At 40.4% G+C, this 25,389-nt stretch carries 25 protein-coding genes; 5 read left to right on the top strand and 20 right to left on the bottom strand.

Going from position 1 to position 25,389, the window contains the following annotated elements:
• Positions 1 to 58: 58 nt before the first annotated feature.
• From cysK to IGJ00_RS06960, 4 genes are all read right to left on the bottom strand, one after another.
• Positions 59 to 985: a cysteine synthase A gene (gene cysK / locus IGJ00_RS06975; protein ID WP_071867954.1), complete on the bottom strand. Its 927-nt coding sequence runs from the start codon at positions 983 to 985 to the stop codon at positions 59 to 61.
• Positions 986 to 1,117: 132 nt separating this feature from the next.
• Positions 1,118 to 1,987: a glucosaminidase domain-containing protein gene (locus IGJ00_RS06970; RefSeq protein ID WP_019724201.1), complete on the bottom strand. Its 870-nt coding sequence runs from the start codon at positions 1,985 to 1,987 to the stop codon at positions 1,118 to 1,120.
• Positions 1,988 to 2,244: 257 nt separating this feature from the next.
• On the bottom strand, positions 2,245 to 4,239 hold the full coding sequence (gene tkt / locus IGJ00_RS06965) for a transketolase (protein WP_375148150.1): 1,995 nt from the start codon (positions 4,237 to 4,239) through the stop codon (positions 2,245 to 2,247).
• A 98-nt stretch (positions 4,240 to 4,337) separates the two neighbouring features.
• Positions 4,338 to 4,589: a DUF896 family protein gene (locus IGJ00_RS06960; RefSeq protein WP_071867806.1), complete on the bottom strand. Its 252-nt coding sequence runs from the start codon at positions 4,587 to 4,589 to the stop codon at positions 4,338 to 4,340.
• Positions 4,590 to 4,740: 151 nt separating this feature from the next.
• Between IGJ00_RS06960 and lexA the strand changes: the two genes are divergently transcribed.
• Positions 4,741 to 5,364: a transcriptional repressor LexA gene (lexA, locus tag IGJ00_RS06955; RefSeq protein WP_010735571.1), complete on the top strand. Its 624-nt coding sequence runs from the start codon at positions 4,741 to 4,743 to the stop codon at positions 5,362 to 5,364.
• Positions 5,365 to 5,541: 177 nt separating this feature from the next.
• Positions 5,542 to 5,760, top strand: a complete 219-nt coding sequence (locus IGJ00_RS06950; RefSeq protein ID WP_023519576.1) for a hypothetical protein — start codon at positions 5,542 to 5,544, stop codon at positions 5,758 to 5,760.
• A gap of 202 nt (positions 5,761 to 5,962) precedes the next feature.
• Here the strand turns inward: IGJ00_RS06950 and IGJ00_RS06945 are convergent, their stop codons facing one another.
• The 9 genes from IGJ00_RS06945 to IGJ00_RS06905 all read right to left on the bottom strand — a co-directional run bounded on the left by IGJ00_RS06945 (position 5,963) and on the right by IGJ00_RS06905 (position 15,941).
• Positions 5,963 to 6,475 (bottom strand): adenine phosphoribosyltransferase, encoded by a 513-nt coding sequence (locus IGJ00_RS06945; protein WP_010735573.1) that lies wholly within the window; start codon positions 6,473 to 6,475, stop codon positions 5,963 to 5,965.
• A gap of 14 nt (positions 6,476 to 6,489) precedes the next feature.
• Complete coding sequence (gene recJ / locus IGJ00_RS06940) at positions 6,490 to 8,787, bottom strand: single-stranded-DNA-specific exonuclease RecJ (protein ID WP_438844240.1); 2,298 nt, start codon at positions 8,785 to 8,787, stop codon at positions 6,490 to 6,492.
• A gap of 233 nt (positions 8,788 to 9,020) precedes the next feature.
• Positions 9,021 to 9,455, bottom strand: a complete 435-nt coding sequence (locus IGJ00_RS06935; RefSeq protein WP_023519574.1) for a LapA family protein — start codon at positions 9,453 to 9,455, stop codon at positions 9,021 to 9,023.
• A gap of 9 nt (positions 9,456 to 9,464) precedes the next feature.
• Positions 9,465 to 10,253: an SDR family NAD(P)-dependent oxidoreductase gene (locus tag IGJ00_RS06930; protein WP_071867808.1), complete on the bottom strand. Its 789-nt coding sequence runs from the start codon at positions 10,251 to 10,253 to the stop codon at positions 9,465 to 9,467.
• Complete coding sequence (rnz, locus tag IGJ00_RS06925) at positions 10,250 to 11,191, bottom strand: ribonuclease Z (protein WP_071867809.1); 942 nt, start codon at positions 11,189 to 11,191, stop codon at positions 10,250 to 10,252. Before rnz ends, IGJ00_RS06930 begins: the two co-directional genes overlap by 4 nt.
• Positions 11,192 to 11,343: 152 nt before the next feature.
• A complete protein-coding gene (locus IGJ00_RS06920; RefSeq protein ID WP_074799742.1) occupies positions 11,344 to 11,931 on the bottom strand; it encodes a DUF1269 domain-containing protein in 588 nt (195 codons plus the stop codon).
• A 263-nt stretch (positions 11,932 to 12,194) separates the two neighbouring features.
• Entirely contained in the window at positions 12,195 to 13,508 is a 1,314-nt protein-coding gene (gene obgE / locus IGJ00_RS06915; RefSeq protein WP_034689254.1) for a GTPase ObgE, read from the bottom strand.
• A gap of 251 nt (positions 13,509 to 13,759) precedes the next feature.
• Positions 13,760 to 14,692: an alpha/beta hydrolase gene (locus IGJ00_RS06910; protein WP_071867810.1), complete on the bottom strand. Its 933-nt coding sequence runs from the start codon at positions 14,690 to 14,692 to the stop codon at positions 13,760 to 13,762.
• Positions 14,693 to 14,849: 157 nt separating this feature from the next.
• Positions 14,850 to 15,941: a DUF871 domain-containing protein gene (locus IGJ00_RS06905; protein ID WP_071867811.1), complete on the bottom strand. Its 1,092-nt coding sequence runs from the start codon at positions 15,939 to 15,941 to the stop codon at positions 14,850 to 14,852.
• A 186-nt stretch (positions 15,942 to 16,127) separates the two neighbouring features.
• On the opposite strand from IGJ00_RS06905, the gene IGJ00_RS06900 reads away from it, so the two are divergent.
• Complete coding sequence (locus tag IGJ00_RS06900) at positions 16,128 to 16,880, top strand: peptidylprolyl isomerase (protein WP_438844239.1); 753 nt, start codon at positions 16,128 to 16,130, stop codon at positions 16,878 to 16,880.
• Between the two features lie 461 nt (positions 16,881 to 17,341).
• On the opposite strand, the gene fabZ is transcribed toward IGJ00_RS06900, so the two are convergent.
• Positions 17,342 to 17,782, bottom strand: a complete 441-nt coding sequence (fabZ, locus tag IGJ00_RS06895) for a 3-hydroxyacyl-ACP dehydratase FabZ (RefSeq protein WP_010735583.1) — start codon at positions 17,780 to 17,782, stop codon at positions 17,342 to 17,344.
• A 210-nt stretch (positions 17,783 to 17,992) separates the two neighbouring features.
• Here fabZ and fabI point away from each other — a divergent pair, with 210 nt between their 5' ends.
• Positions 17,993 to 18,748, top strand: a complete 756-nt coding sequence (fabI, locus tag IGJ00_RS06890; protein ID WP_104776853.1) for an enoyl-ACP reductase FabI — start codon at positions 17,993 to 17,995, stop codon at positions 18,746 to 18,748.
• Positions 18,749 to 18,814: 66 nt separating this feature from the next.
• Here the strand turns inward: fabI and IGJ00_RS06885 are convergent, their stop codons facing one another.
• Positions 18,815 to 19,828, bottom strand: a complete 1,014-nt coding sequence (locus tag IGJ00_RS06885; RefSeq protein WP_071867814.1) for a branched-chain amino acid aminotransferase — start codon at positions 19,826 to 19,828, stop codon at positions 18,815 to 18,817.
• Between the two features lie 177 nt (positions 19,829 to 20,005).
• Here IGJ00_RS06885 and IGJ00_RS06880 point away from each other — a divergent pair, with 177 nt between their 5' ends.
• On the top strand, positions 20,006 to 20,923 hold the full coding sequence (locus tag IGJ00_RS06880; RefSeq protein WP_010735586.1) for a mechanosensitive ion channel family protein: 918 nt from the start codon (positions 20,006 to 20,008) through the stop codon (positions 20,921 to 20,923).
• A gap of 279 nt (positions 20,924 to 21,202) precedes the next feature.
• Here IGJ00_RS06880 and cbpB read toward each other — a convergent pair whose 3' ends face one another.
• The 5 genes from cbpB to IGJ00_RS06855 form a co-directional block, all read right to left on the bottom strand.
• On the bottom strand, positions 21,203 to 21,709 hold the full coding sequence (cbpB, locus tag IGJ00_RS06875; RefSeq protein ID WP_071867815.1) for a cyclic-di-AMP-binding protein CbpB: 507 nt from the start codon (positions 21,707 to 21,709) through the stop codon (positions 21,203 to 21,205).
• A gap of 106 nt (positions 21,710 to 21,815) precedes the next feature.
• Positions 21,816 to 22,328 (bottom strand): metallophosphoesterase, encoded by a 513-nt coding sequence (locus IGJ00_RS06870; RefSeq protein ID WP_071867816.1) that lies wholly within the window; start codon positions 22,326 to 22,328, stop codon positions 21,816 to 21,818.
• Positions 22,329 to 23,681, bottom strand: coding sequence for a ribonuclease PH (rph, locus tag IGJ00_RS06865; protein ID WP_086335223.1), 1,353 nt, complete (start codon positions 23,679 to 23,681; stop codon positions 22,329 to 22,331). It lies immediately after the preceding gene.
• Positions 23,681 to 24,508: a glutamate racemase gene (gene racE / locus IGJ00_RS06860; protein ID WP_019724592.1), complete on the bottom strand. Its 828-nt coding sequence runs from the start codon at positions 24,506 to 24,508 to the stop codon at positions 23,681 to 23,683. The genes rph and racE overlap by 1 nt, the downstream gene beginning before the upstream one ends.
• A 213-nt stretch (positions 24,509 to 24,721) precedes the next feature.
• Entirely contained in the window at positions 24,722 to 25,378 is a 657-nt protein-coding gene (locus tag IGJ00_RS06855) for an amino acid ABC transporter permease (protein ID WP_010735591.1), read from the bottom strand.
• Positions 25,379 to 25,389: the final 11 nt, after the last annotated feature.

The following is a 25,389-nucleotide window of genomic DNA, read 5'->3' as shown; positions in this document are numbered from 1 at the left end:
TAAAATAACGGATGTTTCACCATTATTTCACACTTTTTATTCAGATTTTCACGTAGACTTACATATCCTGATACAAAGGAGTAGACAAATAACGTTCTCCATTATCAGGAATAATCGCAAGAACTTTTTTTCCAGCCCCTAGTTCTTTAGCTACATTAAGCGCAGCTTCAACTGCGGCTCCTCCTGAAACACCAACTAAGATTCCTTCTTCTTGCCCCATACGGCGAGCTGTGATCATTGCTTGCTCACTAGATACTGATAAGACTTGATCATAGACATTCGTATCTAACGTATCCGGGACAAAACCTGTTCCGATACCTTGGATTTTGTGTGGCCCAGGTTCTTTGCCTTCTAAAACGGCAGATTCGGCTGGTTCAACTCCAACGATCTTAAGCGCTGGATTGATCCGTTTTAATTCGTGTCCCGCACCGGTGATTGTTCCACCAGTACCGATTCCTGCGACAAACGCATCCAACCCATTCACACCAAACGCCGCTTGGATTTCTGGCCCAGTCGTTTTTTCATGAACTAATGGATTAGCAGGGTTTTCAAATTGCAGAGGTAAGAAATAGCCATTTTCTTCCGCTAGACGTTTTGCTTCTTTGATTGAACCACTGATGCCTTCTGTCCCTGGAGTCAAAATTAGTTCTGCTCCGTAACCCTTCATCAATAAGCGACGCTCGATACTCATCGTTTCAGGCATGACAAGTTTCACATGATATCCTTTTGCTACACCGACCATCGCTAAACCAATACCAGTGTTTCCTGAAGTAGGTTCAATGATTGTATCACCCGGTTTCAATAGCCCATCATGTTCTGCTTTTTCAATCATATTCAAGGCAATACGGTCTTTCACGCTTCCACCTGGATTGAAGAATTCCAACTTAACAAAAACATCCGCAGCTCCTTCTGGAACCATTTTATTTAATCGAACGATAGGTGTTTTACCGATCAATTCTGTGATCGATTGATAAATCTGTGTCATGTTTTTTCCCCCTTCATTTGCTTCTCTATTAATCATAATACAAAAAAGGTACTTCTGCGAGTGATTCTTACTGGAGAAGTAAAAAAAAGAGACACATCTTTTGATATGCCTCTTTTTTAAGTTGATATAAAGTTAGACATTGATTTCTTGTCCAACCAATAATGAATAATTTGACATCGTCATGCCATTTTTTGCCATCAGATCATCGACGGACATACCGAATTTTTGAGCAATATCCCAAAGTGTATCGCCAGAGACGACAGTATAAGTTTGGTTACTACTTGTCGTAGTCGTTGTAGAGGTTGTCGTACTAGTCGTTGTGGTACTTGTCGTACTAGTTGTTGTTGAACCAGTTGATGGTGTATCAAAGCGAGTCAGATTATATGTGCTGATCAATTCATTTAATTTGTATGCGTAATTAGGGTCTGTTGCATAACGTCCAGTTAAATAAGCTGTTGCATCATAGTAGCTGGTAGTATTACTTTTCCATACACCTGAATAATGATAATCGCCTGTCGAAAAACTAGTAGAACGTAAAACATTCGCATGATCTTGGAATGACTCCCAATAAGATGAATAGCGACGGAAAGGTTCGTTCATCGTTACCCATTGACCATTCAAATATTCTTGCGTATTCATATATACCACAGATTGACCTGCGCTACCTTTGACTCCAAATAAGTTGTAATATGGTGCACTTGATAATCCAGATGTACCATACGCACTTTCAAGTAATGCTTGTGCAATCATGACAGACGCATATAAATCATTGCTTGCTGCAACTTCAGAAGCAGCCCATCCGATTTGATTGATAAATGCTTGCGGATCGGCAGAAGATGCGACATCTAACTCATCCGCACGTACAGTTTGTGGTGTTGCTGTGACCAACATTGGCCCAACTAATAGGCTTGTCCCCACTAAAGGTGCAATGGCTTTTTTATTGATGGTCATTTTCCTTTTGGGCCTATGGTGTCGAGCGCTACGGGTTCTCAGCTCTTGCATTCAAATTCCTCCTCAAATGAAACAGTAAATAAAACTTCCTCTTAAACGAAACTTAATCATTTAAATTATACGTTTTATTTTATTGAAACTCAAACGAATCTTCAATTATTTACTTTTTGTAATCTTCACGTAATCAAAAAGTAACACAAAAGTAACGACAATTATCCCTTTTTACTAATTTGTACCTAAAAAAATAGAAAATTGGAGGCTTGGAAAAAATCTCCAAGCACTCCAATCGAACTGCTTTCAGTATTTGTCTATAATTGATTGAAGACGTTGACTACATTATCTACTGTAAAACCAAATTCTTCAAGTATTTTGTTTCCAGGAGCAGATGCGCCAAAGTGATCAATTGTGATCGTTTGACCTTCGATACCCACATAACGTTCCCAACCGAATGGTGAAGCTGCTTCAATCGCAACACGTTTCGTCACTGCTTTTGGCAAGACACTTTCTTGATATTCCGCGGATTGTTGTTCAAACAAATCAAAACTTGGCATAGAAACCACTGAGACATCTTTTCCTTGTTCCGCCAATACTTTTTGCGCTTTAACAGCTAGATCCACTTCTGAACCTGTCGCGATCAAGATTCCTTCTGGTTGTTCCCCTTTAGCTGGAGACAAGACATAAGCACCTTTTTTAACCATATCATCCGCCACTTCTTTCGTTGTTGGAAGAACTGGTAGATTTTGACGACTCAAGACTAAGATCGTTGGCGTATCTGTGGATTCCATCGCTACTTTCCATGCCGCACGAGTTTCGTTCCCGTCCGCCGGACGTAAGACATGGACACCTGGCATACTTCTAACCGAAGCCAATTGTTCCACTGGTTCATGCGTCGGGCCATCTTCACCAACTGCCACAGAGTCATGGGTCAAGACATAAATGACTGGCGTGTTTTGGATCGCTGCTAAACGCACAGCTGGTCGCAAGTAATCCACAAAGACAAAGAATGTTCCCCCATAGATCCTGGTACCGCCATGCAATTGGATCCCGTTCATCGCTGATGCCATCGCAAACTCACGAACACCAAACCAAATGTTGCGGCCTTCATAGTGTTCAGGCGTGAAGTCTTTGTCTGCTGTGACCATCGTATTGTTTGATCCGGATAGATCGGCAGAACCACCCCAGAAACTTGGGATCGCTTTTGATAATGCTTGGATCATCTCTTTACTTGAGACACGACTGGCTTGGCTTTCACCTTCGTCGTATGTTGGAAGCTCTGCATCCCAATTCTCTGGTAATTTTCCAGCAAAGGCATCTTCGAATTGTTGCGCTAATTCTGGATACGCTGCTTTGTATGCTGCGAACATCTCACGCCAAGCATTTTCAGCTTTTTCGCCTTCTTCAACCATCGTTTGACGGAAGCGTTCCGCCACTTCTTCTGGTACGGTAAAGTCAGGGTATTCCCAACCATAGATCTCTTTGGCTTTTTGAATGCCTTCTAAGCCAAGTGGTGCGCCGTGGACCGCAGAAGTTCCTTGGTTTGGTGCACCAAATCCGATGACCGTTTTCACTTCGATCAATGTCGGTTTGTCTGTTTCGGCTTTCGCTTCTTCAATTGCTTTTGAGATGGCTTCTAAATCATTGCCGTCTTTGACCAAGAGATGTTGCCAACCGTAAGCTTCATACCGTGCGCCAACATTTTCAGTGAAGGCTTTTGAGGTTGGTCCATCTAAAGAAATATCGTTTGAATCGTATAAAACGATCAATTTACCAAGTTTCATATGACCAGCCATCGAACTTGCTTCTTGAGACACGCCTTCCATCAAGTCGCCATCGCCACATAACGCATAGGTATAATGGTCAACGACGTTGAATTGGTCTTTGTTGTAGGTCGCAGCTAGATGCGCTTCTGCCATTGCCATCCCCACAGCCATCGCGATCCCTTGACCTAAAGGACCAGTCGTTGCTTCGACGCCGTCCGTATGGTTGACCTCAGGGTGTCCCGGTGTTTTTGAATCCCATTGACGGAATTGTTTCAAGTCATCAATCGTCACTTGGTACCCTGCTAAGTGCAACAAGCTGTACAACATCGCTGAACCATGTCCCGCAGATAAGACAAAACGGTCACGGTCTGCCCAGTTTTTAGAAGTTTTCGGATTCACTTTCAAGTGTTTCGTCCAAAGGGCATAAGCCATTGGCGCGGCACCCATTGGTAACCCCGGATGTCCTGAATTTGCTTTTTGTACTGCATCGACACTCAATGTACGGATCGTATTCACACCAAGCTGATCAATTTTATCAAACAATGTAACCCCTCCTGTAATTTAGGTTTTTTTTACCTATATTTCTACTTCTAATTTTATAGTATCTCCTCTAAAAAAGCAACGACTTTTAGTTTTTTTTACTAAAACTTGCTATTTCGGTCGTGGAGGCCTTTTTTCTTCTGGATTTCTTTCAATTTTTCTGGTGTGACATCATTTCCATCGGGATCAACAACTTTCATCCCTTCAATATGATGTCTCATGCCAGAACGAAAGGCTGTCAGATATGCTTCTCGTAATTCCTTTTGTTCTTTGACTTCGGCTGGTGTCAATCCTTCTGCTTTTTTCTTTTTAGCTAACTGATTGATACGTTCGATTTTTTCAGGCGATAACACAACTATTCCTCCTCGCTTTTGCTTCTCCTACATCTTATATAAAAAATGAAAAAAAAACAACTACATCAATAGTCTTTAATGCGAACATTTGTTTGAAATCAAGTATTTTCTATGGTACTATTTAGTTATCAAGTGAAAGAAGGTGTACCTTGTGGCCCGACAAACTGAAACAAGACAAATCGAAGTCTTACGATATATTCACGAACAAGTGACCCAAAAAGGCTATCCACCGACTGTCCGTGAGATCGGAGAAGCTGTTCAGCTTTCTTCAACATCGACAGTCCATGGTCATCTTGCCCGATTAGAGAAAAAAGGCTTTATTCAAAGAGACCCTACGAAACCACGTGCCATCGAATTGACGCAACAAGGATTATCAAAAATCGGGATTCGCCCAACAACGATCCCTGTTCTCGGAGTTGTTACTGCCGGAGAGCCGATACTAGCTGTTGAGGAAGCTTCTGACTTCTTTCCAGTACCACCAAACCTTTCATCAGAAGAAGGCAGTCTGTTCATGTTGACGATCCGAGGAGAAAGTATGATCAATGCTGGGATATTGGATGGCGATAATGTCATTGTCCGCAAACAAGAAACTGCACAAAATGGTGATATCGTTATTGCGATGACTGCAGAAGACGAAGCAACTTGCAAACGGTTCTATAAAGAAAGAGATCATTTCCGTTTGCAACCCGAGAATGATTTACTGGAACCGATCATTTTAGATGAGGTGTCGATCTTAGGTCGAGTCGTTGGTCTGTACCGTAGTCATATTTATTGATAAGAAAAGAAAATTCAGTTATTTATTTACGAGCTTGAGATCATGATCTCAAGCTCGTCTTTTCCTCTTTTAGCAGATATCTTTGTTCTTTTTGAACTTCCCTCTTTACAAACCGAACAAAAGTTCGTATACTAATGATACGAACTTTTGTTCGCATTCTATAAAGAGGTGAAAATCATGAAATCAATGAGACGTTTTGGTTTAGTATTGATCGTTTTGTTTTTAGGTATTATTATTGGTAATTTTGGTCTACGTACAGCGCTGTTGGTTTTTGTTCCTTTGTTTACATTGTGGTTTATGTTGTGGGATGAAAAAAAATACCGTCAATCACAACGTCGTCAATCCCATGAAGACTCCTTCTATCACGAAACCTATTACAGCTCCAGGCACTCGTAAAAGTAAATAAGATCGCTTCTATGAAAAATCCGTCCAAGCAAACGATGATCGCTCGTTTGCTTTTTTTAACGACAAATTGACTACCTACCCTTGCACTCATTTGTTCCATCAATAAATTGAGGCTACTCATCCAACGAACCCCCCCTTCCGCAAACGGTTCATCCGTTTGTGGAAGGGGGGGGCTGTTCAATATTTTATTTGATTAATACTCCATCAAAGTAATCATGTCGTAGCCTTCGATTTTGTCACGACCATGCAAGTCCATCAACTCGATCAAAAAGGCACAACCAACAACAACTCCGCCAAGTTCTTCGATCAATTCGATTGTTGCTTTGATCGTTCCACCTGTTGCTAATAAGTCATCACAGATCAAGACTCTTTGTCCTGGTTGAATTGCATCTTTGTGCAGCGTCAAGGTATCTGTACCGTATTCAAGTCCGTAAGTGACTTCGATCGTTTCACGAGGTAATTTTCCTTTCTTACGAACAGGAGCAAAGCCCACACCTAATTCATAAGCTACTGGACAACCTACGATAAATCCGCGCGCTTCTGGTCCAACGACCATATCGATACGTTTTTCCTTCGCATAATCAACGATTTGCTTCGTTGCTTCACGATAAGCATCTCCATCAGCCATCAATGGCGAGATATCTCTAAATATAATTCCTTTTGACGGATAGTCAGGAATACTAGCAATATAATTTTTTAAATCCACTTTATTGTTTCCTCCTAGGTTGTTAACCATTTTTTTATTGTGGGAATGTCACTTAATAGTAAGAATTCCTCTGATTTGATTTTTTTCAGTCGCTCCTGATAGCGGTCACTTGCAGTCAAAGGATGACTCGCCGGATCTGCGACTTTCTCCAAAACACCATTGTTTATTGTAACAAACTTCAACTCAAAAAACACCTGTATCATAAAAATTAATAATTTTTGTGGGATTTTTAAATAGTTGGCCATTGCACCTAATTTATGTCGGATATCGATCCGTTCTTGCGCATGGATTAATTTGAAGAGTCGTGCATATTGTTCTCTTGTTCCTACACCGTTCAAGTATGCTTCATCAACAGAAATACCTAAGAAGTAAACTCGACTAAATGCCCCAAAAGATAAGATCTCTTTCAAGTCGGTCAGATCCGTTGGACAATCGATCACTACTAATGCTTTTGGGTCATTTTCCTGAATCCATGATTGAATCATTTCTTTATCTGTCCCAAGAATGATGTGTTTTTGTATCGACTCATTTAGTTCTTTGATCGATGCTTCATCAAACGCTAAATAGAACGGACTTTCGATTTCATTTGCTAATGTTCGGTAACGTTTCGCCCGCCAATCAAATACTTGCAATCCTTCTACTGCAAAGTCAGAAACCATCAGCTGCGGTTTTTTACGCCCATTCCATTCATTGATCGATAATTGTCCGACAATATCAAGTGAATCATCTACAAATTCGTTTTCTTGTGGACCAAAACCAAACGCGACAGCATCTAATTGACTATCATCATCCACTAAAGAAAGCTTCAAGTGCTGTTGGTTCGAACCGATTCGTTTTACATTTTGGACAGCAACCTGTTTGAATAAGAAGTTAGGTACAGGATTATCTGTTCCGAATGGTGCCAGTAATTTCAATGCAGCGATTTGTTCGACCGTTACATCCTTTGGGGAGACGATTTCATCGATCGCCAACACAGGACCTTTGGACAAGTCAATTTTCTTTTCTTCTATATAGGCATTCATCCGGTCTTGTAACTGAGGGATATTCTCCGTTGGCATTGTTAATCCGACTGCTGCGTGATGGCCACCAAAAAATGTAAACAATTCACGCATCTCATTCAGCATATCGAAAAGATTCAACGCTTCGATACTTCGACCTGATCCTTTTGCAATGGTCTGGTCTTTGATGCCTAGAACGATTGTCGGTTTGCCTGTTTGGTTCATGATTTTTCCAGCGACGATCCCTAGTACACCTTCATGCCAGCCTGGATGTGCTAACAAATGGATCTGGTTCTCGTCATTGATCATCGCCAATGCTTCTGAGGTGATTTGCTCAACGATCGCTTTACGTTCTTCATTGACCGTTTGTAACTGCTCGGCTAATGTCTGAGCTTGACTTTCGTCGAATGTGGCTAGTAATTCAACCGCTGGATTAGGGTCTCCCATCCGGCCGATGGCATTCAAGCGCGGGGCAATCGAAAAACCGATCATCGTTTCATCCGCTTCATTCGCACGTACACTACTTTTCGCAAACAGTGCCTGTAAGCCTACTCGCTCGGTATGACGAATTGCCTCTAAACCTAACGCCACTAGCGTCCGATTCTCATCGGTCATAGAGACAAGGTCAGCGATTGTTCCAATTGCGACTAAATCTAAAAATTCTGCTGGTGGTTCTTCCAACAAAGCGGTCGCTACTTTAAATGCGACACCGACACCCGCTAATTCTCCAAAAGGATAATTGCCTTGTGGATGGCGGGGATGGATGATTGCATAAGCCGCCGGTAATTCACTAGGCAACTCATGATGATCTGTCACGATCACATCTACTCCCTGCTGTTGTGCATAAGCAATTGCTTCATGTCCTGCTACACCATTATCGACAGTCACGATCAATTGGGTACCTGCAGCTATTTTCTCTTGATAAACGGTTAGATTAGGTCCATACCCATGTTCAAATCGATTAGGTAAAAAGACTTCAACTTGAGCACCTAGCAACTCTAACGTTTCTTTCATGACGGTCGCACTGGTGATACCATCTGCATCGTAATCTCCATAAACTAAGATCTGCTCGCCATTGATCACCGCTTCTTGGATACGGCTGATTGCCTTGTCCATGTCAAACATCAAATAAGGATCATAGAGTTTTTGTTCTTTTGGATGTAAAAACTGATGGATACTTTCTTCCTCTCGGTATCCTCTTTGCCACAGTAATTGCCCGATCAAAGGAGACAATTGCTGCTGTTTGATTATTTGGATAAAAGATTCAGAAGGTGTTGTTTCATTGACCTTCCAATCAAAATTTGCTCGTCTCACATGCTCACCCCTAACTTAGTCATTATAGCAAACGTCTTCTCTAAAAAAAAGAATTTCAGAAGAATAGATTCTGACAAATCCAACTAAAAGAAACCAAAGTAGACAAAACAGATTCGTTTGCCCACTTTGGTTGCCTGCTAGAAATTGGATAAAACATCCTCTAATAATTTCTGAGATAGTGATTTCTATCACTTTCTTCTATTTGCTTTTAGAAAATCAACAGTGATCCTTGATCAATCAAAGTAATTGACACTTTGCTTTGGTGTTTGAGAAGGTGATTCAGAAGGTGTTTGCATTTGTTCGATCTGTATTTGCTTTGCTTGTAATTCTGCTTGATAGGCCGCTTCAAGTTCCGCACGTTCATTACGAAATTGTCTTTGTTGTTCTTCTGTCGCCTCTTCGATTTTCTTTTGGATATCTGCTTGGTTCTCTGCTAATTCTTTTGTTAGTTGTTTCAATTGTTTCTTCTGTTGCCACAGTGTCGTAAAGGCTGTTAAAAATACAATCAATGCACCAATCAATGCTGAACCAATGATCACTAGAATCAATGGCGCATTAAAAGAAGCAAATCCAAAGCTTACAGGAACATTTTGATTGTTCAACACAGCGAACACGACAATGACAAGTACAAGTAAAAAACCAACGATCACACTACCTTGCTTTTTCATTTACTTCACCTACTTTTTATTAAAAATTCCACCTGCAAAATAATCCCCAATGGTTGGGAAAAGTGCATAAAATTTAGACGCGATTTCTAGCAATACCGGCTGATTGATCTCACGTTTAGGGTGTTTCATCGCTCGCACGATCGTTTGTGCTAATTTAGTTGAATCCAAAACTAAGTGACCGACTTTTTCCAAATAACTACCACTTGGATCAGCCTTATCAAAAAATTCCGTTTCGATTGGTCCAGGATTCACCGTCGTGACCGCAACACCTAGTGGTTTCAACTCTAAACGTAACGCATTGGAAAAGCCCAGAACAGCAAATTTAGTAGCAGAATAAATCGTAGATTTAGCTGTCGCCATTTTTCCTGCCATGGATGCCACATTGATGATATGTCCTTGACGTCTTTCTGCCATATCGATCGCAAATTTTTGTGTCAATACCATCATCCCCAAGACATTGACCTCGAACATATCGTAGGCTTTTCCTAAGTCAAAGGATAAGAAATCCTCAAAGATACCAAATCCAGCATTATTGACTAAGATATCGACACGTCCGACCTCAGTCATCACCTTGTCGTACAATTCATCTACACTGTCAGGATTACTAACATCTAGTTGATACGCGTATGCTGGTTTTCCACTTAATTCTTGACAAACCGCCTTCACTTCGCCGATTTGTTGGATTCTTCTCGCACATGTGACAACGATTGCCCCTTGTTTTGCTGCTTCATAACAGATCTGTTCACCTAAACCACCAGAGCCACCAGTGACTAATACGACTTTATTTTCTAAATTCAACTTTTTTCCTCCTCTTGAAACGGAACGTCCACAACCTCAAAATCTTTCATGACTTTTGTATTTGGAAAGATTTCTTGTGCTTCTTGTTCAAGTTCTTGTGTTGCTTTTCCTAGATATCTCGCACTGATATGGGTCAGTAATAATCTTTGGACATTTGCTTCTTTCGCCACTTCTGCGGCTTGATGAGTCGTCGAATGGAAATAGTTATGGGCCATTCTTGCCTCGTTTTTATTGAACGTACTTTCATGCACCAAGACATCTGCATTTTTTGCTAATATAACAGAATTGGTCGTTTTTCGAGTGTCTCCTAAAATGGTCACGATTCGGCCTTTTTTATCTGGACCGACAAAATCACGTCCATTGATGAGCTGTCCGTTATCTAATTGGACCGTCTCCCCTTTTTTTAGTTTTCCATAAATGGGGCCAGCTGGAATATTCAGTTCTTTAAGCTTATCCACTTGTAATTCGCCTTTGTGATCATGCTCAACGATCCGATATCCGTAGCTATCGATACCATGGCTTAATTTTTTTGCATACACAGAAAAGTGTGCGTCTTCAAAAATAGCTTGATCTTCTGATAAATCAATAAAAACAAGGGGATAACCTAGTTTTGTTTGAGAAATCGTCAGCGCATTGCGTACAAATGCTTCCGTTCCTTTAGGGCCATAGATTTCTAATGGTGTTTCGCCACCCTGAAAAGAGCGACTACTGATTAAACCTGGCAAACCAAAAATATGATCCCCATGAAGATGAGTGATAAATATTTTTTCTATTTTTCTTGGACGGATATTTGTTCGTAGAATCTGCATTTGCGTGCCTTCCCCACAATCAAACAACCAAACCTCATTTCGCTCGTCCAAAAGTTTCAATGCGATACTTGAGACATTTCGATGTTTAGCAGGAACCCCTGCGCCTGTACCTAAAAATTCTAGTTCCATAATTTACCTAACTTTCTATTCATTCTTATTAATTCTAGGGTAAAATCAGTCGACAATCAACTGAAATTCGCAGGATAATTTTTTAGAAGACTGTCCCTATAAATGAAAAGAGTGAATAAGTACCACTATTCTTACATCCATTCTTTTTATCGTTATTCAGAAGGTGTAGCATCCTCTGAGCTATCGGTTGTTTTTTTGTGCTTTTCATCCCAATTTTTCTGCGCTGTTTCTTTTGCATGTTTTTCTACCTCAGTAGCATCTTGAACATCTTGTTCTACTTCTTCATAATCCAATCGAGTGATTTCTCCACCTAATTCCATCATCACAAGTTGGTTCAATGGGCGGTTGTCCTCTTCTTCTGCGATCAAGATCAGACCTGTTGCGCCTTCGCCGATCTTATTCCCGACAAAATCAAACACCGTTTGTGCATCTTTGATTTCTTTGGCATCTTGGCTCGCACCAATCATTCCACCCGCAAACCATCCTAGCAAGATCCCTAATGGGCCACCTAAAACGCCAACTAGCATTCCGATCAGACCACCTTTAGAGGATTTATTGTTCCCAGTAAAATCTAAGAAGTCTTCGATTTTGAATTGATGGGCGCCATTAGACTGATGGCTGATGACCGCCATTTGTTCGCCTTTGATCGCTCTCGTCATGTGAAGCTTCTTGATTTCGGAAAATGCTTGGTAAGCTTGACTTTCTAACTCAAAATTCAATATGATCACTCGTTTGCTCATGGAGATCGCCTCTTTCTCATTTTCTTTTAGTGTACCTTGGAATAAACAAAAATAAAAGGGAAAACCTTTAAAAAATAACGCAGTATACAAAAAAAGGAGTTTGACATTCGTCAACTCCTCAAATCCGCTAAAGGTTCTACGAAAGCTTGCTCCTAAGAGAGTAAGTCAAAACCCAAAAAATGAACGATTATTTTCTTAAATTTTGCCTTACTACTTGGAACTGAACGGCTATCTAGTCACCTAAATATGTGGTGTATCCAATACTATTCGACAAATTCAAACTCAAACTCACCAATACGCACCAAGTCACCATCTTTTGCACCTCTGGCACGCAAGGCTTCATCGACACCCATCCCACGTAATTGGCGAGCAAAACGCATCACCGTTTCATCGTGGTCAAAGTTAGTCATTTGGAATAACTTCTCGATCTTCTCACCTGACAATACCCATGTCGCATCTGGTTCACGATCGATCGTAAATTCAGGACCTTCTGGATTGAAGCCATAATGAACGGTTTCTTCTTCGATCTCTTCCTCATACAATGGGAATTCTGGTGTTACTTCCAATAGATCAGCTGTCGCATTCAGTAAGGCATCCAGTCCTTTACGAGTCACGCCAGAAATCGGGAATACTGGGATGTCATCGGCAAATTCATCTTCTTTGTTTTTATTTAGTTGTTCTTTGAATTTCACTAGATTTTCTTCTGCATCTGGCATATCCATCTTATTTGCTACAATGATCTGTGGACGTTCTAGCAAGCGCAAGTTATGAGAAGACAACTCATGGTTGATCGCCAAGTAATCTTCGTAAGGATCGCGCCCTTCCATTCCACTCATATCGATCACATGCAAAATGACACGAGTTCGCTCGATATGACGCAAAAATTGTGTGCCTAATCCGACGCCTTGTGAAGCTCCTTCGATCAGTCCTGGAAGATCCGCCGCCGCAAAACTACGGCCGTCACTTGTAGTGACCATCCCTAGATTTGGCACAAGGGTAGTAAAGTGATACGCCCCTATTTTTGGTCTTGCCGAAGAGATCACAGAAAGCAAGGTCGATTTCCCAACCGATGGAAACCCAACAAGACCTACGTCTGCTAGTACTTTTAATTCTAATTCGATTTTACGTTCTTGGCCGGGTTCGCCGTTTTCAGCAATTTCCGGCGCAGGGTTTCTTGGAGAAGCAAAACGGATATTTCCGCGACCGCCGCGGCCACCTTTTGCTACTACTAAAGTCTGACCATCTTCGATCAAATCTCCTAAGAGTGCCCCTGTTTCTGCATCACGTACAGTTGTTCCTTGAGGGACTTTGACATACGTATCATCAGAACCACGTCCATGCATTCCTTTACTCATGCCATTTTCACCGGGCTGAGCCTTAAAGTGACGATTGAAACGGAAGTCCATCAACGTACGTAAGCCTTCATCAACGACTAAGATCACATCGCCTCCTTGACCGCCATCACCACCAGCCGGTCCTCCATCAGGTACATATTTTTCTCTACGAAACGCAACCATCCCGTCTCCGCCTTTACCAGCCTTCACGTCGATTGTTACTTGATCTAAAAACATGGACATATTATCGTCCTCCTATTTCCTTTTATCTATTCTAACTATACTGACTACCTGAATTTCCACAATAAACACAAGTCCTGTCTATTTTATCGGTGAATGGCCCGTTTGTCCATCATTAAACTGAAAGTTTCACGGAAATTCCTGACTCTTTCTTTATTTTACTGCAAGAACGAATGGAGACAAAATAAAACGTTGTGACCAAAAGTTTCAAGAAAGTTCTTAAAGTTCTTTAAGAAACACTTTGGTCACAACAGTTATTTTACATATTTTTCTAGGAAACTACTTACAGTCTTTTGATAATTCTCAGGATCGATCGAATATGCTTTGGCATGCTCTGCTCCTGGGACGATATATTTTTCTTTTGGTCCGTTCGTCGCTTGGTAGACTTTGTCCAACATTTCGTAAGGAACAAATGTATCCGCATCCCCATGGATAAACAGCATCGGTAATTGGTTTTTTTCTAATTGTTTGATTGCATCAGCTTCTCCAAAGAAATAGCCGGCTCTGATTTTTGTCATCAAGCTAGTTACTTGGATCAATGGGAACGGTGGTAAGCTAAATAATTCATTAAGCTGATAAGCCAATTCTTCGTTAACAGAGGAATAGCCACAATCTTCGATGATCGCTTTAACATTTGTAGGCAATGGTTCTCCGCTAGTCATCATCACAGTAGCTGCCCCCATACTAATACCGTATAAAACGATTTCTTCAGATTGACCGTTTGTTTCAAGCACTTGATCGATCCATTTCACATAATCTTTCCGTTCGTGCCAGCCAAAGCCGATATAATCCCCTTCGCTTTTTCCGTGGCCGCGGGCATCAGGGACTAATACGTTATAGCCAAGATCATGGAACATCTTTGCGTAATTTGCCATCGTTTCCGCATTTCCCATATATCCATGAGCCACGATCGCTGTTTTATGACTGTCTGTTGCTGGTAGATAAATGGCTGATAACTTCAATCCATCCGCAGATGTCTGTTGCCATTCTTTACGATTTTCAGGATTCGCAAACCAAGATTGTGCACTCGATTCTTCATTTGTTTTTGTTGTGCCAGGAGTATCGCCTTCTAAAAAGTCTTTTTCTGAAGGAACAACGGCATAGTTATAAAAATAATTACCCGCAAAGACTAATACGACTGTCACGAGTAATGTCACGCCGATTAAAATTTTGATCCAAAGTTTCATCTTATACCTTCCTTGCTTTTACATTGATGTACTGTCTAAAATTAGTATAAACAAAGAGGACGTGTGATGCAATCTAGAATAAATAATAATCGTCATTGAAAAGCCCCGTAAAGCTCTGATCGCTTTACGGGGCTTTTCAATATTTATAATTACACAATTATTTACTTTCGATCAACTTGAAGTTTGACCATGGTTTCAAGAAATCAAGTAAGAATAACTCATCGTCTGAGATACGTCCGACGACATTCACTCGTCCATCATTCTTCATTTCTTTTAAAGCAATTTGTGTTTCACCTTTATATTGTCCGTAACCAACGTTATCGATCAATACATCCCCACGGGTCATATCTTTCGTATTATGCGCTGGGAATGGTTTGTCTTTGTAATAGATGCGTGTCATCGTTGAACGCAAGATATACTCTGAGCGATCTCCACGATAACTATGAAGATTATCGAATAGACAAATACGTTCATCTTCTGTGATATCTTCTGCTACATCAACTTTTAATGTAGGATAGCTTGCAAAGAAAGCTTCAGACATTGCACGTAATTCCTCTTCACTCGCATAAGCATTTCCTACAGAGATATCATCGATCAAACCTGTCAACATCAAGTGTTTGACTTGCGTCGCGATTTCAAGATCACGATGGTCTTCTAATGAGCAAAGTCCGTCTTGCGTCGGCCATGGGCCAAAGTCAGCTGTTTGTGAATTTACGAATGCCATCGTATTCAAATTATATTTGCGGAATTTCTCCGAACAAGCGACAAAATGATCATAGCCTAAACCAGAATAACGATGAGGGTAAAAGTTATGTGAACCTAGTAAGTTATCTGTGTTCGGCGAATAACTCATGATATTGTCAACATAATTCGTGCCTGAACTCATGTTGATCTCGATTTTGATATTGTATGGATTCCGAGTCATTTTTGCTTCTTCTGCTCCAGTAAATCCAATGTCCAAACGAATGCCGTCGGCGCCCATCTCATCGAAGAACGATAGATCATCATATGAGATCTCTAACTGTTCAAATAACGCTGGATTGATATCCACCATGACTTCCATCTCTAATTGATTGGCATAATCGACGACTTTTTTAAAGTCTGCTAAGACTTTTTCTTTATCGTCTGCAATTTGTAATAAACTTGTGAATACACGTTTAAATCCGTATTTATGTGCTAAATCTAAATATTCTTTGTCCTTTTCAAACGTTGAACGTTCTGGATAAATTGAAATTCCTAATTTTCCCATGTGTTGATACCCTCCTGGATGTGCGTTTTTGTATCCACTTACATTATAACAAACCGCTTTCAAATGGTCTACACCTTTTACTATTTATTAAATAATTTCGCTTATTGTTCGAAAAAGTGTAGGTATTTATCTGATAATTTGCTATCATTAAAGATAACAACGAACAAAAAAAGAAAGGAATTACTTATGAAACACAAAAAATTATTTTTAACTATGAGTATGGCTGCAACGCTATTATTTGCAGCTGGTTGTACGTCGAACGGTTCAGATACCGCCTCTTCAAGCACGAAAGAATCAACAGAAAAAACAACAGAGACTAGCACTGTAGAAAGTATTGATTTAAATTCTTTAGAGTTACCTCAATTGAATACAGAAGTCGCTGATAACGAAGATCTAGTTGAAATGGTCACAACTAAAGGAACGATCAAGATCAAACTATTCCCAGAGCTTGCACCAAAAGCTGTGGAGAACTTTATGACTCATGCCAAAGATGGCTACTACGATGGCGTCACTTTCCATCGTGTCATCCAAGACTTTATGATCCAAGGTGGCGATCCTGATGGGAACGGAACTGGTGGAGAAAGTATTTGGGGAGAAGGTTTTGAAACGGAGATCTCAAACCAACTTTATAACATCCGCGGCGCCCTTTCAATGGCTCGTACACAAGACCCGAATAGTAATGGTAGCCAATTCTTCATCGTACAAAACTCTGATGATATGCATGATGGTTTATTGAAAGATGATTACCCACAAGCCATTATTGCCGCCTATAAAAACGGCGGCTACCCTAGTTTAGATGGTGAATATACGGTCTTTGGTCAAGTCGTTGAAGGAATGGACGTTGTTGATGCGATTGCTGCTGTCGAAACAGATAGCTCAGATAAGCCAACAGAAGATGTGAAGATCGAAAAAATCAACATCTTACAGGAAGCAAAATAAACACACATTTGATCACTTTCTACTGAAACATCAAATGAGGTGGAGACAGAAGTGTTCAGCCTCGAGAAATAAGGCGCCATCCACGAAAATTGTATTTCAAATTTTTGTGGATGGCGCCTTATTTTCGAAGAGGTTACTTTTTGTTCCCGCCGTTTATTCGGTTATAGGTGGGTGAGATGAACGAATATCCCACTCCCTTTTTTACTAAAAAAACTTTTGATGGCTGGGACTTTACAACTATTTTTTATATTTTCGCTAAAAAATAGTTTTTTTATTTTCATCTTTAGTAAAACTTAACATTTTCAAAACAGTCTTAAATAGACAAAAAAAGATCATCTAAGAATAGAAAACTATTCAGAAGATGATTCTTTTTTGCGGAAAGCTACTTTCCACTCCCCTATTGCCATATCTATTGCTATTTTTAGAACCTCTCTATGGGTTCCTAAAGTTTATTTTTATCTTTATGCTTGCTCATTGACGATAAATGTAAATTCACATTCACACACTTTTTTATCGTCAACAAAAGCTTCAGAAATCGCAGTCCCTACAGGTCCTTTCATTTTGATGATCTCAAAATGACACTTCATCACATCCCCAGGAACGACTTTTTGGCGGAATTTTGCTTTGTTGATCCCACCGATATACGCACGTTTCCCTAGGAACTCTTCTGATTTTAAAATCAAGATCGAACCTGCTTGTGCAAGGGTTTCTAGGATCAACGCTCCGGGCATGACAGGATTGTCAGGGAAATGACCTTGGAAAAAATCTTCATTGATCGTTACATTTTTTGTTGCAATGATCTTCTTTCCTGAATCGATCGAATCCACGTAATCGATGTAACAAATTGGGTAACGGTTTGGAATAAGATCCATTACTTCCGTTGCTGATAATGCGTATGACATAGTTTACTCCTTCTTTCGGGCAATTGCCGTAATCAATACTTTGATTATCAAAGTATCATATTCTTGATTATTTGGCAATCATTTTTTATTCATCAAAAAAATAGTTTGACAATCAAAGCATTTTACTGAATAATAAGAAATCAAGAAGTTATTTTTTTGCACTTATATTATCGTCAAACAAAACTTTTATTGAATCAAAGGAGTGTCTATATGTCTTTTTTAGAAGGAAAAAAAATCGTGATCATGGGTGTTGCGAATAAACGCAGTATTGCTTGGGGTTGTGCAGAAGCAATGATGCAACAAGGCGCTGAGATCATCTATACGTACCAAAATGAACGGATGAAGAAATCGCTAGTCAAATTAGTCGGTGAAGATGCCTTCACTGTAGAGTGTGATGTTGCTAGCGATGAGAGCATCGAAAAAGCGATGGCTACGATTGGTGAATATGCCGGTGAGATCCATGGTTTGGTCCACGCTGTTGCTTATGCCAACAAAGAAGAGCTTTCAGGTAACGTTTCTGATATTTCAAGAGATGGTTATCAATTAGCACAAGACATCAGTAGCTATTCATTGATCGCTGTATCGAAGTATGCCCAAAAGTACTTAGCTCCCAACAGCGGCATCGTAAGTATGTCTTATCTTGGTTCACAACGAGCGATCCCTAACTATAATATGATGGGCATCGCGAAAGCTTCACTAGAAGCTGCCATTCGCTACTTAGCCGCTGAATTCTCACCTAAAGGAATCCGTGTCAATGGGATCTCTGCTGGTGCGATCAAAACGTTAGCAGTGACTGGTGTGAAGGATTACCAAAAATTGATCGAGTTATCCGAATCACGCACCCCCGATCAACAAGGTGTGACGATCGAAGAAGTCGGAAATACTTGTGCCTTCTTGATCAGCCCCCTATCTAGCGGGATCATCGGTGATATCATTTACGTAGATAAAGGTGTTCACTTATCTTGATCCAATAAAAAATCAGCCCTCCAATGTGAGAGCTGATTTTTTTGTAGTTATTTTTAAAGCCAGTCATTATTCGACGACTTCGATCCAACCTTCTGGTGCTTCGATATCCCCAAATTGGATACCCGTCAATTCTTCATATAAGCGCTTAGTTACTGGTCCTACTTCTGTCTCACTATAAAAGACATGTAAATCATTTTTATAGTAGATCCCACCAATCGGTGAAATCACCGCTGCGGTTCCACACGCACCTGCTTCTGCAAATTGATCAAGTTGATCGATGTAGATATCTCCCTCAACTGCTTTAAGTCCCAAACGTTCTTCTGCAATCTGCAATAAGGAATACTTCGTAATACTTGGTAAAATCGAAGGCGATTGCGGTGTGATGAACTGGTTGTCTTTAGTGATACCAAAGAAATTCGCCGCGCCGACTTCTTCAATTTTTGTGTGCGTCGCTGGATCTAGGTAAACGCAATCTGAATAATTTAATTCTTTCGCTTCAGTCCCTGGTAATAAACTTGCTGCGTAGTTTCCACCAACTTTGGCAGCTCCAGTACCATTCGGAGCAGCTCGGTCATAACCAGAAACGATAAAGTTCGTTGGTTTCAATCCACCTTTGAAATAGGCTCCTACAGGCGTACAGAAAACCACAAACAAATACTCAGGCGCTGGATGAACACCAATGTTTTCTCCGACACCGATCAGGAAAGGACGTAAATATAACGTTGCTCCTGAACCATAAGGTGGCACAAAGGATTCATTTGCCTTTACGACTTCTTTCACTGCATCAACAAACATTTTTTCTGGAACCATGGGCATCAATAAACGTCTGGCACTCTGGTTCAAGCGACGACTGTTTTGCTCTGGACGGAATAAATTGATCTTTCCATCTTTTCTGCGATAAGCCTTTAATCCTTCAAAGCACTGTTGGCCATAGTGAAGTGCGGGCGATCCTTCATGAAGTGACAGATAATTATCCTCAGTCAATTCGCCTTTTTCCCACTCTCCATCTTTCCATTTGGCAACGAATCGCCAAGGTGTTTTGATGTAAGAAAATCCTAAGTTATCCCAATCTATTTGCATGTTCATACCACCAATCGTCAGTTTTGAAATATTTTAGCACTATCTCTCCCATTTGTCATCGTTTATTTTAACCACTTGTTATTGCAAGTGTGATTGGTAGCTTATCTAATGATTTATTTTGATTTTTATGCTGTTCTTGTTACAATACAAAAGAGACTAATTAGAAAAGGGGATTTTATGTTTTCATTCATTGCAACAGCAGAAACAACAAGCTCAACCGGAGAAAATTTGACCGATCAAGCGGTCAGTCAACTCAATGCGTTCCAACGTTTTTGGAATAATATTGATTGGGATGGGATTTTTTCTACAATGATCCAAAAAGGATTATTCCTTATTTTTTTGATTATTCTTTTTGGACTCATCAATCGAATCGGTAAATACTTGATCGACAAATCTTTTAAACAATATTCAAAAAAAACCGTTCTTAACGGTAGCCGCTTAAAAACGTTACAAAGTCTTTTAAATACCATTTTCAATTATACGATTGGCTTTTTCTTTATTTATGCCATCCTATCCGTGATTGGTGTGCCGATTGGTTCACTATTAGCCGGAGCAGGGATTGCCGGAGTAGCCATCGGTTTAGGGGCACAAGGCTTTATGAGTGATGTGATCACTGGCTTCTTTATCATCATGGAACAACAAATGGACGTTGGCGACTATGTCAAATTAACGAATCTAACCATCGAAGGAACCGTGGTATCCGTTGGTATCCGGACACTGCAACTCAAAGGTGTTGACGGTACCGTTCACTTCATTCCAAACCGTAGTATCACAACGATCAGTAACCTCTCTCGTTCCAATATGCAAGTCGTTCTTGATATTCGGATCGTTCCGGAAGAAGGCTATGATAAGATCTATGAGATCATTCAAAAAGTTAATGAAACGTTAGCTGTAAAATACGAAGAGGAATTACAAACTGAGCCATCGATCTTTGGATTGGTCGATATCGGCAACAGCAACTTTGCGATTCGGACGATCTGTTACGTTTTAAATGGTAAACAGTTCGAATTGAAAGAAGAATTTTTGAGTTCATATGTCAAAGAACTGACAGCTGCCGGTTACAGCATCCCAAATACACCAATCGTGTTGAAATAGTTTATGTAGTGTCTACGCTGGGCGTGGGACATTAGCCCTCTCCTACCACCTAAAACCGAATGAACAGAAGTGTTTAGGTTTGACCTCTTTTTTTAATCATTAGAAAAATGTCTAAAATGACTAAAGTATTTGATTCTCAGGACAAACTTTATTACCACTCGTGTCATTCCTTAATACAACAAATAAAGCGACGTCCAAAAGTTAGAAATATAGTCTAACTTTTGGGCGTCGCTTCGTTTGTTTTATGTCTTTATCTTTAGTGAGTAGGATCAATTACCTTTAACTAACGATATCGATTCTTTCTCTCAATTCATCTACATCTATTTTAGGTGATACAATATTTTGGCGTTCTAATTCGTGTACCATGTAATTGACTGCTTTCAGTAACTCTTTTCGTGTGATGATTCCTTTGAACACTTTATCCTCTGTGACGACTGGCAAGAACGAAGCATCAACTAGTAAATGAAGAACTTCTTCTAGTTCCCAATTTTCATCAATGGTTGGTACATCGGTTTCCATTACATCAGCCACTGTTAGGCCTTCTAATGGTTCCATACTGATTGTTTGTAGGTCCATCATCTTATTGACAACATTTGATAGACTGACTAGACCAACAAAGCGATCATCTTTCCCTAAGACAGGTATTTTAGTGTAGCCAACTTTCGATAAAACTAATAGTCCATGCGATAACGGATGTTGATACATAACATTTGCCACGTTTTCTGCTGGAACCAAAAATGTCTCTTGATTTTGCAGTAATAACTCTCTTACAATTGGTCCAATCATGTATTGGCCCTCCATTTCAAATTCTTTCAATATCTCTATTTTACCGAAAACGGATGCAAAATCTATACAAACATTTCTATTTTTAGCAAAAATTAGAGTTTGTTTGTCAGCGTTTATATTCAAATGCCATGTTATCGATTTTTTTGTGTGATCGATTATAGTACTGGACAGCAAGTGTCTCTTTCGTACTCTCGATGATTGCGTATGCTGGGATTTGGATCATTCCTCGAGGTTGGGAAATGCTTCCTGGATTCAAGAACAAGATACCTTCTTCAAATTCACACCCTAGTTGATGGGTGTGACCAAAAAGAGCAATCGTTGCGTGTTGCTCTTTTGCTTCAAGGGCTAACTGAGTCAAACCAAAGCGGACATTCGATAAATGGCCGTGAGTCATATATACCCGATCAAGCCCAGTATCTACAACTCGTTTAGTCTCAAAGTCTGTGCCGAAATCACAATTGCCTTGTACACCGAAATAAGTTTCCCAAACTTCATCTGTTGCGTCAAGTTCTGAATCACCGCAATGAAAAAAATAATCAACTTGATTTTGGTATTGGGACAGCAATTCTTTGATGATTGCTCGATCCCCATGATTGTCACTAACGACTAAATAGCGCATCTACTCCACTCCTTCCAACCATGCCTGCCAAACTTGGCTTAGTTTTGCCATGGCCATGCCTCGGTGACTATGGTTATTTTTTTCTTCACTTGAGATTTCTGCCGCTGTTTGAGTGTACCCATCAGGAATGAACAAAGGGTCATAGCCAAAGCCATTTTCGCCTTTAGGTATCCGACCAATTCGTCCAGGCCACTCTGCTTCCACGACTAAACTTTCTTTATTTGGTTCAGCAAAAACCAACGTACAATGAAATTGTGCGGTGCGTTCTTCATCAGCTACATCGGTTAATTCAAAAAGCAGTTTTGCGTTATTTGCCGCATCACTCTTATGTTCGCCAGCAAAACGGGCAGAATAAACTCCTGGTCTGCCACCTAACGCATCGACTTTCAGGCCAGAGTCATCCGCCAATACTGGCTGGTTCAATACTTGAGCAATCGTTTCTGCTTTTAACCGGGCGTTTTCTTCAAATGTTGTACCTGTTTCTTCGACATCAGGTATCTCAGGATAATCGAACAATGTTTTGACTGTATAGCCTTCCTTCGCAAATAAGGTACGGAATTCTTCTGCTTTGCCTGCGTTTCGAGTAGCAATCACAATCGTTTTTTCTGTCGGTTCAGGCGTAGTGTCTGACCATTCGCTCAACAAAACATTTTTTTGTTCAAAAATCAGTGATTCGATCGCTGTTTTGCCATAAACAAGCATTTCGTTCAATTGTTCACCATCAAAGGTAGCTTCTTCGCCTGTGCCTTGGATCTCCACAAATCTGCCTGATTCCGTCATCACTAAGTTCATGTCGACTTCCGCTGCCACGTCTTCGTGATAATCCAAATCAGTCACACATGTCCCATCAGCTAAAATCCCTACACTGATGGCGGCTAAATGTTCTTTGATTGGATCATTCGCTAACACTTTTGTCTGTAATAATTTTTCGATTGCTAATCTTAAAGCCACAAATGCACCGGTAATACTTGCTGTTCGTGTGCCACCGTCTGCTTGGATCACGTCACAATCAACGATGATACTACGTTCACCAAGTTTCTCGAGATCGACGACCGCACGCAACGAACGACCGATCAAGCGTTGGATCTCCATCGTCCGTCCACTTAACCTACCTTTGCTGCTTTCACGACGATTTCTCGTATTCGTGGCGCGAGGCAACATACTGTATTCTGCTGTCACCCATCCTTTACCAGTCCCTTTTAAAAAGGGGGGCACTGACTCTTCAACCGTTGCCGCACAAATCACTTTCGTATCGCCAAAGCTGATCAAAACTGATCCTTCCGGATGCTTTAGCACATTTGTTTCAATCGTGATTTTACGTAAATCTTGGACATTTCTTCCGTCATGACGCATCATTGCTCTTTTCCTCCTAAATCAATCGATTCAACGATCAGTTCTTTTAATCCTAACCAATCTTGGGCAATCTCATGGAACATTTTAGCTGATCCTGTCGTATAAAACTGACAAAGCGTTCGGCCATTTTGTGGTGAATTACTGATTTCAAAATAGTCAAGTAACATCGAAACTTCGCCAATCGTTTCTGCTCCTGAATCGATCAGCATGACTTTATCCCCCATAACATTCTGAATGATTGGGCGAAGGAGCGGATAATGAGTGCAACCTAAAATCAAGGTATCGATCCCTTTTAATTCTAATGGAGCCAAAGTTTGAGCCACGATTTTTTTAGCGACTGATGATCGGTATTCTTTACTTTCTACGACTGAAACAAACTTTGGACACGCCAAGCTGGTAACTTTCAGTTCGGGTGCTTTATCCAATAATGCCGTCTCGTAAGCAGCACTTTTGACGGTACCAATTGTTCCAATCACCCCTACTCGATGATTTTTCGTCTGCTTGACTGCCGCTCTCGTTCCTGGCAAAATCACACCGATCACTGGAATCGAGAGTGTTGCTTTGATTTCTTCTAATGCGACCGCAGTTGCCGTATTACAGGCAATCACAAGCATCTTTATGCCTTTTTCAACTAAATAATTCGTCATTTCCCATGTATAAGCGATCACTTGCTCTGCGGGTCTTGGTCCATATGGGCAGCGCGCGGTATCGCCAACGTATAATATGTTTTCATTCGGCAATTGCTTCAATGCTTCTTTGACGACTGTAAGACCGCCAACCCCTGAATCAATAAAACCGATCGGACGTTTATCTGTCAATCGAATCATCCTTTTTCAAAAAAATTCTACCTTCTATATTGTGGACTTTTTGACGTGAATTATCAAGTCCTACAATCTGCTTTCCGGCTCTTTTCCAACATTGCGATCCTACTTGTCTATCGATGGAATTTTTGGATGACAGTAAGAAGGAATCCACAAAAAATTTTTTAAAAAATTTCGTGGATTCCTTCTTAATTACCATTTAAAATACGATTTTTTCTACTAATAACTGTACTTTCTTCTTTCTAGGTAAGAAGAAAGTAAAGAAAGTGCGTAACATACGACAAAATACATGAAAGTCATCATAACGAACATTGGTAAGACATAATTGGTATTTTGACCGTAGACGATCCGCGCTTGGTGTGTCAATTCTGGCAACGAGATGATCACCGCTAAAGAAGTGTCTTTGATCAACGAGATCAACTGACTGACGATAGCAGGGATCATTGACTTGAATGCTTGTGGCATGATGATCGTACGCATCGTTTCCACATAGCTTAATCCCGTGGAAAGCCCTGCTTCCATCTGACCTTTCGGCACAGCATTCAAACCTGCACGGAAAATCTCTGATAACATGGCAGATTCAAAAATTGTCAATGCTGCAACTGCTGACCAAAAGATGTTCATTTGGATACCGATTTGCGGCAAAGCAAAATAAGTGAAAAAGATGATAAGCAATAATGGCAGATTACGAATGATGTCGATAATCAAACCTACTATTTTTGATAAATAAGGAATACTCGCAAAACGAAGAACACCTGTCAGCCCACCGATCAGAAAACTAAAAATGATGGAGAAGAGCGAAACTTCGATCGTTACTTTTAGTCCTTCCAGTAAAAAGCGAATATTCATCCATGAAAATGCACCACTAAAATCCATTGAGATTCTCC

It is taken from the genome of Enterococcus sp. AZ062 (assembly GCF_051715065.1).
Classification (GTDB): Bacteria; Bacillota; Bacilli; order Lactobacillales; family Enterococcaceae; genus Enterococcus_B; species Enterococcus_B mundtii.
This window is presented reverse-complemented; position numbering and strand designations above follow the sequence as displayed.

What these genes read in the sequence shown, in the direction of transcription:
- cysK (WP_071867954.1), bottom strand. Translation starts at nt 985, where the DNA reads ATGACACAGATTTATCAATCGATCACAGAATTGATCGGTAAAACACCT.
- IGJ00_RS06970 (WP_019724201.1), bottom strand. Translation starts at nt 1,987, where the DNA reads ATGCAAGAGCTGAGAACCCGTAGCGCTCGACACCATAGGCCCAAAAGG.
- IGJ00_RS06950 (WP_023519576.1), top strand. Translation starts at nt 5,542, where the DNA reads ATGAAATCAATGAGACGTTTTGGTTTAGTATTGATCGTTTTGTTTTTA.
- IGJ00_RS06935 (WP_023519574.1), bottom strand. Translation starts at nt 9,455, where the DNA reads ATGAAAAAGCAAGGTAGTGTGATCGTTGGTTTTTTACTTGTACTTGTC.
- rnz (WP_071867809.1), bottom strand. Translation starts at nt 11,191, where the DNA reads ATGGAACTAGAATTTTTAGGTACAGGCGCAGGGGTTCCTGCTAAACAT.
- IGJ00_RS06920 (WP_074799742.1), bottom strand. Translation starts at nt 11,931, where the DNA reads ATGAGCAAACGAGTGATCATATTGAATTTTGAGTTAGAAAGTCAAGCT.
- obgE (WP_034689254.1), bottom strand. Translation starts at nt 13,508, where the DNA reads ATGTCCATGTTTTTAGATCAAGTAACAATCGACGTGAAGGCTGGTAAA.
- IGJ00_RS06910 (WP_071867810.1), bottom strand. Translation starts at nt 14,692, where the DNA reads ATGAAACTTTGGATCAAAATTTTAATCGGCGTGACATTACTCGTGACA.
- IGJ00_RS06905 (WP_071867811.1), bottom strand. Translation starts at nt 15,941, where the DNA reads ATGGGAAAATTAGGAATTTCAATTTATCCAGAACGTTCAACGTTTGAA.
- IGJ00_RS06900 (WP_438844239.1), top strand. Translation starts at nt 16,128, where the DNA reads ATGAAACACAAAAAATTATTTTTAACTATGAGTATGGCTGCAACGCTA.
- fabZ (WP_010735583.1), bottom strand. Translation starts at nt 17,782, where the DNA reads ATGTCATACGCATTATCAGCAACGGAAGTAATGGATCTTATTCCAAAC.
- fabI (WP_104776853.1), top strand. Translation starts at nt 17,993, where the DNA reads ATGTCTTTTTTAGAAGGAAAAAAAATCGTGATCATGGGTGTTGCGAAT.
- IGJ00_RS06885 (WP_071867814.1), bottom strand. Translation starts at nt 19,828, where the DNA reads ATGCAAATAGATTGGGATAACTTAGGATTTTCTTACATCAAAACACCT.
- IGJ00_RS06880 (WP_010735586.1), top strand. Translation starts at nt 20,006, where the DNA reads ATGTTTTCATTCATTGCAACAGCAGAAACAACAAGCTCAACCGGAGAA.
- cbpB (WP_071867815.1), bottom strand. Translation starts at nt 21,709, where the DNA reads ATGATTGGACCAATTGTAAGAGAGTTATTACTGCAAAATCAAGAGACA.
- IGJ00_RS06870 (WP_071867816.1), bottom strand. Translation starts at nt 22,328, where the DNA reads ATGCGCTATTTAGTCGTTAGTGACAATCATGGGGATCGAGCAATCATC.
- rph (WP_086335223.1), bottom strand. Translation starts at nt 23,681, where the DNA reads ATGCGTCATGACGGAAGAAATGTCCAAGATTTACGTAAAATCACGATT.
- racE (WP_019724592.1), bottom strand. Translation starts at nt 24,508, where the DNA reads ATGATTCGATTGACAGATAAACGTCCGATCGGTTTTATTGATTCAGGG.
- IGJ00_RS06855 (WP_010735591.1), bottom strand. Translation starts at nt 25,378, where the DNA reads ATGGATTTTAGTGGTGCATTTTCATGGATGAATATTCGCTTTTTACTG.